Source organism: Thermobifida halotolerans (assembly GCF_003574835.2).
GTDB classification, from domain to species: domain Bacteria; phylum Actinomycetota; class Actinomycetes; order Streptosporangiales; family Streptosporangiaceae; genus Thermobifida; species Thermobifida halotolerans.
Genome location: NZ_CP063196.1, coordinates 2,206,920 through 2,219,536, shown reverse-complemented (window position 1 = coordinate 2,219,536; position 12,617 = coordinate 2,206,920). Strand labels below are relative to the sequence as shown.

At 70.6% G+C, this 12,617-nt stretch carries 12 protein-coding genes; 2 read left to right on the top strand and 10 right to left on the bottom strand.

Translation table 11 applies throughout. The annotated features are described in order from the left end of the window. Window positions 1-472: 472 nt before the first annotated feature. The 9 genes from NI17_RS09980 to NI17_RS09945 form a co-directional block, all read right to left on the bottom strand. Window positions 473-970: an ATP-binding protein gene (locus NI17_RS09980; RefSeq protein WP_084012857.1), complete on the bottom strand. Its 498-nt coding sequence runs from the start codon at window positions 968-970 to the stop codon at window positions 473-475. 57 nt (window positions 971-1,027) lie between these two features. Next, window positions 1,028-2,149: an IS630 family transposase gene (locus NI17_RS09975; protein WP_068693801.1), complete on the bottom strand. Its 1,122-nt coding sequence runs from the start codon at window positions 2,147-2,149 to the stop codon at window positions 1,028-1,030. A gap of 344 nt (window positions 2,150-2,493) precedes the next feature. Further along, window positions 2,494-5,499: a type I polyketide synthase gene (locus tag NI17_RS09970; protein ID WP_119268124.1), complete on the bottom strand. Its 3,006-nt coding sequence runs from the start codon at window positions 5,497-5,499 to the stop codon at window positions 2,494-2,496. Beyond that, window positions 5,496-6,161, bottom strand: a complete 666-nt coding sequence (locus tag NI17_RS09965; RefSeq protein ID WP_068693803.1) for a class I SAM-dependent methyltransferase — start codon at window positions 6,159-6,161, stop codon at window positions 5,496-5,498. The genes NI17_RS09970 and NI17_RS09965 overlap by 4 nt, the downstream gene beginning before the upstream one ends. A gap of 53 nt (window positions 6,162-6,214) precedes the next feature. Then, the gene (locus tag NI17_RS09960; RefSeq protein ID WP_119268123.1) at window positions 6,215-7,423 is read right to left on the bottom strand and encodes a styrene monooxygenase/indole monooxygenase family protein; all 1,209 of its coding nucleotides are present in this window, start codon (window positions 7,421-7,423) and stop codon (window positions 6,215-6,217) included. Window positions 7,424-7,428: 5 nt separating this feature from the next. Then, a complete protein-coding gene (locus tag NI17_RS09955; RefSeq protein ID WP_147416996.1) occupies window positions 7,429-8,298 on the bottom strand; it encodes a DUF742 domain-containing protein in 870 nt (289 codons plus the stop codon). Then, window positions 8,295-8,477 (bottom strand): roadblock/LC7 domain-containing protein, encoded by a 183-nt coding sequence (locus NI17_RS24550; protein WP_234402141.1) that lies wholly within the window; start codon window positions 8,475-8,477, stop codon window positions 8,295-8,297. Before NI17_RS24550 ends, NI17_RS09955 begins: the two co-directional genes overlap by 4 nt. Further along, the gene (locus tag NI17_RS24545; RefSeq protein ID WP_234402142.1) at window positions 8,459-8,716 is read right to left on the bottom strand and encodes a roadblock/LC7 domain-containing protein; all 258 of its coding nucleotides are present in this window, start codon (window positions 8,714-8,716) and stop codon (window positions 8,459-8,461) included. The genes NI17_RS24550 and NI17_RS24545 overlap by 19 nt, the downstream gene beginning before the upstream one ends. Window positions 8,717-8,949: 233 nt before the next feature. Then, entirely contained in the window at window positions 8,950-10,155 is a 1,206-nt protein-coding gene (locus NI17_RS09945) for a helix-turn-helix domain-containing protein (RefSeq protein WP_119268121.1), read from the bottom strand. 229 nt (window positions 10,156-10,384) lie between these two features. On the opposite strand from NI17_RS09945, the gene NI17_RS09940 reads away from it, so the two are divergent. Continuing rightward, entirely contained in the window at window positions 10,385-10,966 is a 582-nt protein-coding gene (locus NI17_RS09940) for an HD domain-containing protein (protein ID WP_068693808.1), read from the top strand. An 82-nt stretch (window positions 10,967-11,048) separates the two neighbouring features. Here NI17_RS09940 and NI17_RS09935 read toward each other — a convergent pair whose 3' ends face one another. Continuing rightward, a complete protein-coding gene (locus NI17_RS09935; RefSeq protein WP_234402143.1) occupies window positions 11,049-11,528 on the bottom strand; it encodes a C40 family peptidase in 480 nt (159 codons plus the stop codon). 620 nt (window positions 11,529-12,148) lie between these two features. On the opposite strand from NI17_RS09935, the gene NI17_RS09930 reads away from it, so the two are divergent. Further along, window positions 12,149-12,580 carry an NUDIX domain-containing protein gene (locus tag NI17_RS09930; RefSeq protein WP_234402144.1) on the top strand — a complete coding sequence of 144 codons (432 nt, stop codon included), beginning with the start codon at window positions 12,149-12,151 and terminating at the stop codon, window positions 12,578-12,580. Window positions 12,581-12,617: the final 37 nt, after the last annotated feature.

Sequence of the window (12,617 nt, the reverse complement as noted above, 5' to 3'; positions counted from 1 at the left end):
ATGGCGAGGGCGGTGAGAATATCCACGCGCCTCAGCGTAAAGGGGGGGGTCCGGGGAGGGGGAAAAACTGTGGGAGGACCGGTGTAGCGGCCGCTCTGCTGGCAGGAGTCGTTGATCTAACCGGTGTTCCCGGTGGCTCCGGCCGTTTCGGTCATTGAGCGTGCAAGCGCTGGATCCCGTTTCGGTGTCTCTCCGCTCGCTCCCGCCCGTCCAAGAATCGATCGTTTTTCGAACACCCATTCCGCGGCATCCCGGCAAGGAAAGGCACCAAGCACACCCCGCCGGTACCGGCGAAGTCCCCGGGCCACAGCCGCGGAAAGAACGGTGAATGCGACGACCAACTGGCCCCGACGATCGGGCCCGAAACCACACGACGAACCGAAGCCACGGGCGAGCGGCGACACCGGACACGAAACACCCTTGTCCACAGCGGCAGCGCGTACTCGACCACGGACACCGCCACCTCTCCCCATCAGGCGGCCGGACGCGACGGGGCGTCAAGATCGAACCAGACCGTGGTGCGGCCGCTGCCGTGGACAGTGCCCCACCGGGCGGCCATCCGATGCACGGTCAGCAGTCCGAGACCGCCCTCCCGGCCGAGATCGAACGAGCGCACGTGCGGCGTGTCCACGGCGTGGGGAAGAGGACCGTCGTCGGTGACCCCGACCTGGACGTACCCGGCCATCCGGCACACGGTCACCAGCACCGTGCCGCCGGGCCGACCGGAGCGGGTGCGGCGGACAGCGTTGGCGAACAGTTCGGTCGCCAGCAGTTCGACCGTGCTGACCAGATCAGCGGGCAGCGCCCCCAGGTCGCGCAGGCGGCAGCGCAGCACCGCGGCCTGCTCGGGAAGTCCGGGCAGCACCACGGACAGGAGGAGGGGCGGCCGGGGCCGCGGACAGTGGCCGAACACGCGCGGAACCGCCGCGAGGGCGTCGACGGGTGGAGCGGAGAGGGGTTCGTCGGTCATGGGAGGCCTTGTCGGACGATGCTAGTGCTGTGGCCGGAAAGGTTCGCCCGGGTGTTCTCACGCCGCGAGGTGTAGCGGTCGGCCTCCCCAACGAACACCCTTCTCGCTGCGTACCCGGGCCCGTTCGCGGCGTTGGGCCGCGAGCACGTCCGGGTCGCGGGCGTTGGCGTTGCGCCACCGCAGGTAGGCGTGCAGCGCCCGGGTCTGCACCGTGTGGTTGGGGTGGTGGGAGTTGGCGATGGTGAACTGGCGCAGCGGCCCGAAGTGCGCCTCGATCACCTTGGCCCAGGAGGCATAGGTGGGGGTGAAGCACAACTCGACCTTGTTGCGCTGGGCCCAGGCACGGATCTTGGAGCCCTTGTGCGCGGACAGGTTGTCCATGATCACGTAGACGGGTGCGCCGTCCGGGCGTGCGGTGCGGATCGACTTCAGGGCCTTGAGCGTGTTCGCGCCGCCTTTGCGCCGGTGGTTGACGCCCCACAGGGTGTCATCGCCCACCGAGTAGCAGCCGTGGAAGTAGGTGATGCCGTGGGTGCGCCGGTAGGTGGCCGCGATGCGGTCCGGCAGGTTCTTGCGAGCCCAGCCCGAGCCCGGGGTGGGGCGGATGCCGAGCGGACCGAACTCGTCGAAGGCGAAGACCCGGTCGGGGAAGTGCTCCATGACGTGCTCGATGCGGTCGAGTTCGGCATCGGCCTCGGGGTCGGGTGAGTCCTTCCAGGTCGTGGTGCGTTGGAAGGTGACACCGTGCCGGTGGAGCAGGGTCCGTAGGGTCTCGCGGCCGATGCGCAGGCCCGGTTTGGGCCTGTGGGCCAGGTGGTCGGTGAGTTTGCGCAGCGACCAGCGGGTGAAGGGCCGGCCGAGCTTGGTCGGGCGGGTCGTGGCCGTCTGCAGGACGAGGGCTTCCTCCTCGGGGGTGAGTAGGCGGGGACGGCCTCCCGCCCACTCAGGGTCCAGGCAGCTCAGCCCTTGGGTGTTGAAGGCGTGGATGACCTCGCGGACGGTTTTCTCATCAGCGGCGACCAGACGGGCGATGACCGGGACGGTGTTGCCGCTGGAGGAGGCCAGGATGATCATCGCCCGCCGGTAGCGCACGGTGTTGGTACTGCCCCGGCGGACGATGCGTTGGAGTTTTTGGCCCTCAGGATCGGTGAGTCTGCGGGCTTTGAGAGGTGCGGACACCGCGGCTCCCGGGGTCGACTGCTGTCGTGGTCAACCCTGGCACCGATCACGCACCCGGGCGAACGTTCCCGGCCACAGCACTAGAGCGCGTCGGCGCGCCGTGGGCGTTGTTCTCTGGTGCGGGGCCGCCCAGGACCGTGGGCGCCCCCGCACCAGGCGGTGTCAGGCACGGCAGATGCTGGTCCCGCCGCGGGACAGCGGTGCGGCCCTGAGTGCGCACCGCCGTCGGTGTACCGATGCGGTGGAGCCCCCTGGACAGGCAGCGCTTTGGCCTGCTGCCGTGCCCTGCCGGTACGAGCAGCCGGGGCGGCGGAGGAAGGCGTGGTCGGTGCGGTGCCGGGATGTCATCGGGAATCCTCTCCTTCTTGCGCGGGCGCGGCCAGCGCGGTGAGAGCCCGAGCCAGGCCGGCCACGGTGGTGGTCTCGGCGAGCAGAGTGCGCACCGACAGCCGGGCCAAGGCGGGATGGGCGGCGCGCAGGGAGTCGCGCAGTCCGATCACCGCGACCGAGGTGAAGCCCAGATCGACCAGGGACGCCTCAAGCGCGACGTCCTCCGCAGGAGCCCCCAGGGTGTCGGCGATCAGGGCCGCCACGGCGCGGGTGATCCGGCCGGGATCGGGATCGAGTCCGGTGAGGGCGGCGTTCAGGCCAGGAGCGGTGCTGGCCGCGCCGGGGGCGGTGCCGTGTCCGTGCTGCCAGGGCATGGGCAGGCGTACGGGTGTGCGGTGGGGTTCGGGCCAGTGGGTGGGGGTGTGTCCGTTCGTGTGGAGGGCGGCGAGTTGGTCGAGTAGGGCGGCGTGGTCGTCGCGGTCGGTGGTTCCGGCGGCGATGACGGTGACCGGGATCTGGTGGTGGGTCAGGGTGGTGGTGGCGGCGCGGGACAGGGTGGAGCGTCCGCCGAGTTCCAGCACGGTCGTCCCGGTGGTCGCGGTGAGGGGCAGGGTGTCGGTGAGGCGGACCGGGGCGCGTAGTTGCCGGGCCCAGTAGGCGGCGTCCAACCGTGTCCCGTCGAGGGGGGCCGCGTCGGCGGTGGAGTGGAAGACGGCGTCACCGTCGCGGGGGGTGAGTCCGCGTAGTGCTTGGGTGAGGCGGGGCAGCAGGGGGTGGACGGCGGGTGAGTGGGCGGGCACGTCGTGGGCCACCCGGCGGGCGAACACGCCTCGGGCGTCCAGGGCTTCGCGGAGTTCTTCCAGGGGGCGGGTGGGGCCGCTGACGACGGTGGCGTCAGGAGCGTTGCGCGCGGCCACCACCAGGGTGTCGGCGTGGCCGTGGGCGGCGATGGCCTCCTCGGCCCGCTGCGGGTCGAGATCGGTGACCAGCAGCCCACCGAACGGCTCCAGTTCGGCCAGTAGGGCGGAGCGGGCGGCGACCACGCGGGCGGCATCGTCCAGCGTGAGTGCTCCGGCGGCGTGGGCGGCGGCGACCTCGCCCAGGGAGTGGCCGATCACCGCGTCGGGGGCATATCCCCAGTGTCGCCAGGTCGCGGTCTGGGCGGTCTGGGTGAGCCAGATGGCGTGCTGGGCGGTCTCGAACCCGGTGATCGGCTCGCCCGGCCGCCACGGCCGCCGGTCCAGGTGGGCGGCCAGCGCGGCACGGGCCTCCTCCAGCGCCTCGCGGAACACCGGCAGGGCCGCATAGCAGGCGGCGGCCATGGCGGCGTGCTGGGAGCCATGCCCGGCGAACATCCACACCAGCCGCCCAGGCCTCTCGGGCGCGGTGGCCGGGCCGACCAGGGCCGGATGGGTGCGGCCCTCGGCCAGCGCACGCAACGCCTCGGACGCCCGCCCGGGGGTGGTGGCGACCACGGCGGCCCGCACCCTCTCGTGGGCGCGGCGGTGCTGCGCGGTGGAGGCCACCACACCCAGATCAGCGTCGGCCACCACCGGAGCCCAGGCCGCGGCGGTGCCGCGCAGCCGCACCTCGCTGGGGGCACTGACCGGGATGATCCGGTAACCGCCGACCTCCTGGCCGGGGCTGCTGGTCTGCTTCTGGCGGTCTGTCTCTTCTGCCCGGTGGTCGACTGCCAGGGGCGGGGTGGGCGCGGGCTCGTTGCCGGGGGCTTGTTGCAGGAGGAGGTGGACGTTGGAGCCGCCCAGGCCGAAGGCGCTCACGCCCGCGGTACGCGGCCGAGAGGTCTGCGGCCAGGGTTCGGGGGTGGTGGGTACGCGCAGCGGCAGGCGGGTCAGGGCGGGGCGCAGGCGGGTGTGGTTGGGGGTGGGCGGTAGGACGCCGTGCCAGATGGCCAGGGCGGTGGCGGCGGTGCTGAGCAGGGCGGAGGCGCCTTCGGTGTGGCCGAACAGGGACTTGACCGAGCCGACGGGCAGTCGGTCGGCGCGGGCGGCCGCGGCCACGTGGGCCAGGGTGCGGGCCTCGGCGGCGTCCCCGGCCGCCGTTCCGGTGCCGTGGGCGTGCACGTAGTCGAGGTGGGACGGGTCGAGTCCGGCATCGGCGCAGGCGGCGCGCAGCAGGGCCCGCTGCGCCTGGGTGCTGGGCGCATACAGCCCGGCGGGGGAGTGGCCGTCGGCGTTGACGGCGCTACCGCGGATGAGGGCGTAGACGCGGTCGCGGTGGGCTCGGGCGTCGATGAGCCGGTGCAGCACCAGCACCACCACGCCTTCGCCGCGCACATAGCCTCGCCCGTCGGCGTCGAAGGGGCGGCACACCCCGTCGGGGGCCAGGACTCCAGCGTCGGCGAATCCGGCGGTGATGGCGGGGTGGCGCAGCAGGTTGGCGCCGACCACAAGCGCGGTATCGACCTCTCCGGCCTCCAGGGCGCGGCGGGCCAAGTGCAGGGCGGTGCCCGCCGCCGAGCAGGCGGTGTCCACCGTGATCGAGGGACCGCGCAGGTCGAGGTGGTAGGAGAGGCGGTTGGCCAGCATCGAGAACGTCAGCCCGGACAGGTCGGCCATCCGCGCGCTCCTGCCCGGGGCCAGAGCGAGGGCGGCCTGGTCGGGGGCGGCCACTCCGGCCCACACGCCGGTCGCGGTGCCCGCCAGCGAGTCGAGGGGGATTCCGGCGTCGGCGAGTGCCTCTGCGGCGACCTCCAGGGCGAGGCGCTGCTGGGGGTCCATGCGCGCGGCCTCGTGAGCGGAAATACCGAAGAAGCCGTGGTCGAAGGCCTCGACCTCCTCCAGCATCCCGACGGTCCACGGCTGCTCGGGGACCTGGTCGGGGTGCAGCAGGCCGACCATGCGCTCCCACCGTGCCGGGGGAACGGGGCCGGTCAGGTCACGGCCGTTGATCAGGGCGTCCCACAACTGGTCGGGGTTGTAGACGCCGCCGGGCAGGCGGCAGCCGATGCCGGTGATCGCGGCGCGGCCCTCCACAGGAATCGAGACGGCGGGGCTCATCGGGCCTCCCCCCGCCACAGCGCGGTGCAGCCGTGCACTCTGATGCGCACGTCGGTGAACCGCTCGGCCAGGGCGAGTTCCAGATCGGCCAGGGAGTCGCCTTCGTTGGCCAGCCAGCCCCGGGCGTTGTAGGCACACATCATGTACTGGGCCAGCCGGTTCGGTGCCACGCCGCGGGCCAGGACGGTGGCTCCGGCGAAGACGCCGCCGGGCCGCAGCACACGCGCGGCCTGGTCGAACAGTGCGGCCTTGCCACCGATCCCCGCGCCGGGCATGGTGTGGGCCACCATGGAGGCGATCACCGAGTCGGCGCAGGCATCGGGCACCGGCCACCTGTCCAGGGCATCAACCTGGTGGACGTGCACCGGCCACCGGCCCTCCAGGCGGCGCCGGGCCACCCGCAGCGGCCCTTCGTGCAGGTCGAGCAGGTGCAGGGAACGGACCGGCCGGGTGGCGGGCAGCCGGTGCAGGAAGTGTCCGTTGCCCGGCCCCACCTCCACGTGCACCGGGCCCACCGTCTCCCGGTACATGCGGTGCAGCGCGGCGTTGGGCACGCCCCAGGCCAGGCGGTGGGACAGGCCGATCACGTAGGGCGTGTAGAGCCAGTCCAGGTTGAACCGGCTGTACAGGCCGGGTGTCGGGGATGAGGGGAGTGTGGGCATGCGGAAGCCTCCCAGAAGAAGACAGGAACGACGTGCGGTTCGGTGGCGGGGGTTCAGGCGGTGAGTCGGGCCAGAGCCTCAGGAGTGTCGAAGGCGGCGATCCAGGCGTCGGCCGCGGCGGCCTCGGCGGCGGCACGGGCGAAGCGGGCGGTGACGGTCTCGGGCAGCGTGCCCGTCCAGAACGCGCTGACCATGTCGACGAACGCGGCCACGTGGCGGCCGTGGGCCCGCCAGTAGGCGTCGAAGGTGGCGTTCAGGAACGCCGCGTCGAACGGTCCGTCGTGGGCCAGGATCTGCTGGGCGTAGGCGGTGGCGGCCAGGGTGGAGGCCGCCCACCCCTGCCCCGAGGCCGGATCCACGGTCACCACCGTGTCGCCCAACCCCAAAACCCGGCCACCGCAGGGCAGCACGCCGACCGGACGGCGCACCGCCGGATAGATGCGCCCATGCACCCCGGCCTCCACCACCTCGGCGGCGCGGCAGCGCTCGTACAGGCCGGGCGCATGGGCGCGAACCCGCTCCAGAAGCGCCGCGGCGATATCGACACGGCGCGCCGACAGATCAGGCACGCAGTCCAGCGCCCCACCCGGGGCGCCGACCACGAGCAAGGCGTGCGCCGGACCCTGCGGCCCGAGCACCGGCACGCAGAAGACCTCCCCGTGCGGGGTGGTGACCACGTCGGCATCGGCCTGGCCCGGTTCGACCCCGGCCAGGTGGACCTGGGCCACGGCGCGCTCGCGCAGGGTCGAGGTGCGGCGTGCGGGGTCCGGCGGGAACAGGCGGCCGAGCTCGCCTGAGCCCACCGCCACCACGATCAGGTCGTAGCGGCCCATGCGGGCGAACGCGTCCAGATCGCCCACGGTCACCCCGTAGGGATGCACCCGCCCCCCGCGGTCCTCGAACGCCGCCAGCCAGTCGGCCAGCTTCACCCTGGGATCCACGGCCACCCCCGGACCGGGCAGGCGCCCGGCAAACCCCAGGAGATCACCGCCCTCGGGGCGCGCCTCAAGACGGACGGAGGTGAACGCCGGCGCGGCCACCCCCGCATACGAGGCCCCGGACGCCACCGCTTCGGAAGACCAGAAGTCCAACCCGGCAGCGCGCTCCGCGGCCAGAGTGGACGGCAGCGTGAACTGGGCCAGCGGCGCGGGACCACCACGCAGCTCCTCCACCGTGCGGTGGTTGAACAGCTCCACCTCCACCCCGCCAGCGTGCAGCAGATGGCTCAAGAGCAGCCCCGACTGGCCCGCACCCACCACCATGACCCTCACCGCACACCCCCGGCCAGCGTGCGGGCCGCGTGCCGCAGTGTGTCGCGCAGCAGCAGCCGGACCGACTCCGGACTGCGCGCATCCAGCAGCACCACGGGGACGCCGTCGTTGATCTGCAGCATTTCCCGCACCCAGGACGTGTCCGGCAGCACCGCACCATCGACGGTGTTGACGGCCACCGCATACGGCAGGCCCTGTTCCTCTAGCCAGTCCACCGCCGGACAGGACTCCTCCAGCCGAGCCGGGTGGGCCAGTACCACCGTCCCCGACGCGCCCCGCCACAGCCCCAGGTCGTCCCACCAGGTGGGACGGACACCACCGTGGACGCGGGCGGCTGCCAGGACCACTTGCACGCCCCCACCTAGGGGAAGCCGACCCCACTCCCGCACCGTCGTGATGACGCGCCCGCCGGGTGCCGGGAGACGCTCCCCCACCGCTACGGGTGGAATCTGTGAGACCGCGCCCAGCAGCGTCGTCTTGCCTGCGAGTGGGCCGCCCGCGACCACCAGCTTGACCACGTCCAACCCGGCCCCGACCCCCTCGCTGCTGGGGCCAGCCGCGGTGGCCTCCAGCAGCGCCCGATCGGGGCGCGGATCGCTCAGCTCCGCCAGTCCGGTGTGCACCAGTTCGCTGACCAGGACCTTGGCCACCCCGACCGGCAGGGCCTGGCGCATCGCCGCCTCCCACACCGCCACCGGCCGATCAGAGTCGGCCAGTGCCCGCCACAGTGCCTCGGCCCCGTCCACCAGCCCTTCAGGTAGTTGCCGCGCGGCGCGGACGCGCACCAGGGAGTGCTCCATCACCAGCACCGCAGGGCAGTCCCGACCGGGCAGCGGGCGCCGGGCTGTCGTGTCCGGGATGCTCACGCTGCCGCTCCCCTCTGCGGCGTGCCGACACGTGCAGGGGAGTCCAGCACGTGCGCGGCGTTCTCGGCCAGCAGCACCATCTGGTAGGCCACGATCTTCAGATCGGCCTTGGGACCGGTCAGTACGGCCAGCCGGGAGCCCTCGCCGAGCACGGTCACGATCAGGTGGCCGCCGTGCATGCGCAGCAGCACCTGCTCGGTGGCCCCCTGCCGAATAGCCGCGCCACCCCCTCGGCCAGGGACTGCATCCCCGCCGTGATCGCGGCGAGCTGCTCGGCGCTGTCCGCGCAAGACCCGTCGGATGCGGCGAGTAGCAGCCCGTCCGCCGACACCACCACCGCCTGCTCGATACCCGGTGCCGCCTCCACCAGACGAGACACCAGCCAGTCGAACTCATCGGGTGCAAAAGGCGCGCTCACTGGTACTCCCCCCGAATTGTTGCAGCAGGGGAGGTAACAGCCAACCCGCTATGGATCAGAAGTTCGCTGAAATCCGAAGAATCGGACAAATGACAAGATGGGGCGGTGCTCGACGACCTATTTCTGTGAAACGCCATACGACGAAGCTACGAAGGACTCCGCAGCAAAATGTTCCATGGCTTGGAACAATCCACGCTAGAAGAAAAGTGAACTTTGTTGGCTCTGGTTCAGCATCAGGTGATGCGCATACGGTCGGCCATACGCCGCAGCGAAGAAGGAAGGGCGCGCTGGGTGTCCACCAGGTGCTGGGTGACCAGGCGCGCCTGCGGGTGGTACAGAGTCAACTGCGGAGCTATCCTCTGGGCTTTCTCCAGCCGTTCCAGCGCCTCACGAGGTTTGCCGAGTTCAGCCAGCGCCCGGGCCATATCGATGTGGTGGTGCGCGTGCCGCTCCGGGATCAAAGTGGTGGCGACCTGCTGATCGGTGACCCGGGCGTCGCGTTGGAGCGCGGCATCGTAGTTTCGAACCTCAACCGCGACAGCCGCGCGGTGAACGGCGATGTTGCCGGAGGTAAAGGTCGTGGCGTGGCGATCGCGCGGGTGCTGCAGCCTTTCGGCCCGTGCGTCCATCTCCTCGGCTTGGGCGAGGTAGCCGTCCGCAGCAGCTTCGTCTCCGGAACGGGCAGCCAGAACCGCACACCGCAGGTAGATGGCTCCGAGGATCTCACTGCTGTCGGAACGGTCGAGGTCTACCAGACGGGCCGCATACTCAAGCGCTGCCAGAGCCGGACGCCACTGTGCACGGGCCATCATTACCAGTGTGCGGCGCCAGGAGACCATGACTCCCAGATGGGGATCCTGGGCAGCGGCGGCGGACGCGCGGGCACGCTCGGCTGAAAGCTCGGACAGGTCTTCGAATCCGAGTTTTCTGGTCAGGCGGACAGCCGCGACCTGGGCATGGTGCAGCACCCGCCACGCACGCTCGCCTCCCGCCTCCAGAGCGTGCACGGTGGCTTCCTCAATCAGCGCGGGCAACAGGACACCGAGTCGGGTATGCCGAGCCTGCTGTAAGAGGCCATGCACGATACGCAGCTCTTCTTCCAGCAGGCTCAGAGGGCGGGGGGACGTGATACTGGGGGGGACGTCGACGTAGGCCAGGGCGTCACGCAGGGCCCCGACAACGGTGGTGATCCCGTCACTGGTGAGCGTATCGTGGTAGGGCTGGCCGTACAGATCCGCGACTTGAAGACCGAGTGCGGCGGCGACGCTGGACACGAACGCAGGGGTGGCGAGTTTGTGCCCGCGTTCAACCTGGGCGATGTGGCTGCGGCTGTAGCCGTATCCGCCGTGCAGCCGGGTGCGATCCGCCAACTCCTGCTGGGTCAAATCGGCCTTCTTGCGCTGGCGGGCGATCTTGCGTCCGATGCTCTCGGGGTCCATACAGCGTGCTCCTTTAACACGGGGCCCCTCCAGGGTATGTGGAAGGCCGCCAGACCCACCGGTACCGCCTTTCTCCTGGGTGAAGACCACCGAACGCCATGGTTGTACTGGAAACCCAGCCGCGGTCCGCTCTATTGCCGAAAGTCCTGGGCTTTCGCAACGGGCCCGCCGGGAACTCGATGACGTTCGATACGCGATCCGCCTCTCCGAGGCGTAGGAAGAAGACAGCATGGACGACCTGTCCTCCCTTGGGCGGTTCCTCTACGAAGCCGGGACACTGAAGAACCAGCGGCGCACCGGTTGGTGGATGGCCGGAGTACGCGATCCCGAGTCCATCGCTGAGCACTCCTGGCGCACCGCACTCATCGCTTCTCTCATCGCCCGTCTGGAAGGCGCTGACCCGGCCCGCGCGGCGCTCATGGCCGTGTGGCACGACACCGCAGAGACCCGCACCGGCGACGTCAACCACCTCGGCAAGAGGTATCTCGGTTCTGAAGCGGACCCGCGAGCGGTAGCCGCCGACCAGGTGGATGGCATGCCCGAACCGGTGGTGGAGATGGTCCGGGGCGTAATCGGTGACTACGAGGACCAGGAAACGCTGGAAGCCCGCTGCGCCAAGGACGCCGATCGGCTGGAGTGCCTGATCCAGGGAGTCGAGTACCGGGCGCAGGGATACGCGAACGCGCAGCGCTGGATCGACAACAGCCTGAGCCGCATCACCACCCCGAGCGGGCAGCGGCTCGCCGACGCGGTGCTGAGTACCGGCTCTTTGGACTGGCTGCGCACCGCACTCGGGGAGAAGCCCGAGTAGCAGCCGGTCATCGGGCGCCGCTTCCACTGGCACCTTGCCACAGCAGCAGACCCTCTCCGGTTTCTTCGCAGGAGCCAAGTAGTCATGCAGGCCGCCGGGCCGCTACGAACCGCGTCGAGTAGTAGTCGCTGTGCACGGGTTCGACGCGGATGGTGGTTCCGGTGCGCGGGGCGTTGACCATCTGCCCGCCGCCGACGTACATGGTGACGTGGCTGGGCGAGGGGCCGGAGCCGGTGTCGTAGAACAGCAGGTCGCCGGGCTGCAGTTCGTCCAACCCGACCGGGGCGCCGGTTGCGACCTGGTCGGTGGTGACACGGGGGATGCTGAATCCGGCAGCGGCCCATGCGGCCTGGGTGAGCCCCGAGCAGTCGAAGCCGCGCGGGCCGGTGCCGCCCCAGACGTAGGGCTTGCCGACCCGCCACAGCGCTTCGGCCCCGTCCACCAGTCCTTCGGGCAGCTTCGGCATGGTGTGGGCGTGTACCAGGGAGTGCTCCATGACCAGCACGCCGGGGCAGTCCCGGCCGGGTAGCGGGCGCCGGGCTGCCATGTCCAAGGCGCTCACGCCGCTGCTCCCTTCCGCGGCGTGCCGGCGCGCATCGGGGAGTCCAGCACGTGCGCGGCGTCCTCGGCCACAGCACCATCTGGTAGGCCACGACCTTCACATCAGCTTTGGGACCGGTCAGTACGGTCAGCCGGGAGTCGCCGCCAAGCGCGCTCACGATCAGATGGTCGCCTTGTGGATTTGAAGGACTTCACGGCGGCCAGTGACCATGCCCACCATGCCCTGGTACTGCGTTCCGCAGAGCGGATACGGGCCCGCGCTCTCGCTTCCCTCGTCTTGGCCCGTGCGGCAGTCGGACAACGCGACCTCGAACAGGCATGCGCACTGGTGTCGCAGGTCGGCACTGCGACGGAAACCCTGGGATCAGTAGTGGTGGCTGACCAGTTCCGCGACGCTGTTGATGCTCTGGCCGCTTTCCACGACACTGAAGCGGTGAGCAAGGCACTACCCCAGCTACAGAGCGCCTCAGACCGCCGTGGTGGTATGCGTCGCGCTCTCCATCCGGGCTCGGGCGAACAGGCACGATGACGCCCCGCCAAGACTCTCCGCTGTATGAGCGCGACCCGCAGGCGTGGATCCGGCATCTGGCTGAAGGCAACCGGACACAGCCCCGAAAACGTGTGGCAGCCGAGGTGCTCGCCCACGACACCGCCGGGCGCCTACTACTCGTGGATCCTTCCTACAAGCCCGGATGGGACATTCCCGGCGGCATGGCCGAGGCCAACGAGCCGCCCCTGCATGCGGCCCGACGGGAACTGCGCGAGGAACTCGGCTTGGACCTGGGCCGCATGGCGCTGCTGTGCGTGGACTGGGTGGCACCGCACGGCCCCTGGGACGACCTGCTGGTGTTCGTCTTCGATGGAGGCGTACTCACCCTCGAAGAGGCTGCAGACGTCCATCCGGTCGACGACGAGATCGCCGATGTCGGCTTCTTCACCCACACCGAAGCACAGAACCGACTGCGCGGCGACATCTGGCACCGCACACAGAAAGCGCTGTCAGCCCGGAACAGCGGCTGCCCCACCTACACCCACAACGGCCACACCGCCTGACTTCAGAAAAACGGGAAACCTTGTTCCTGAAGGAGGA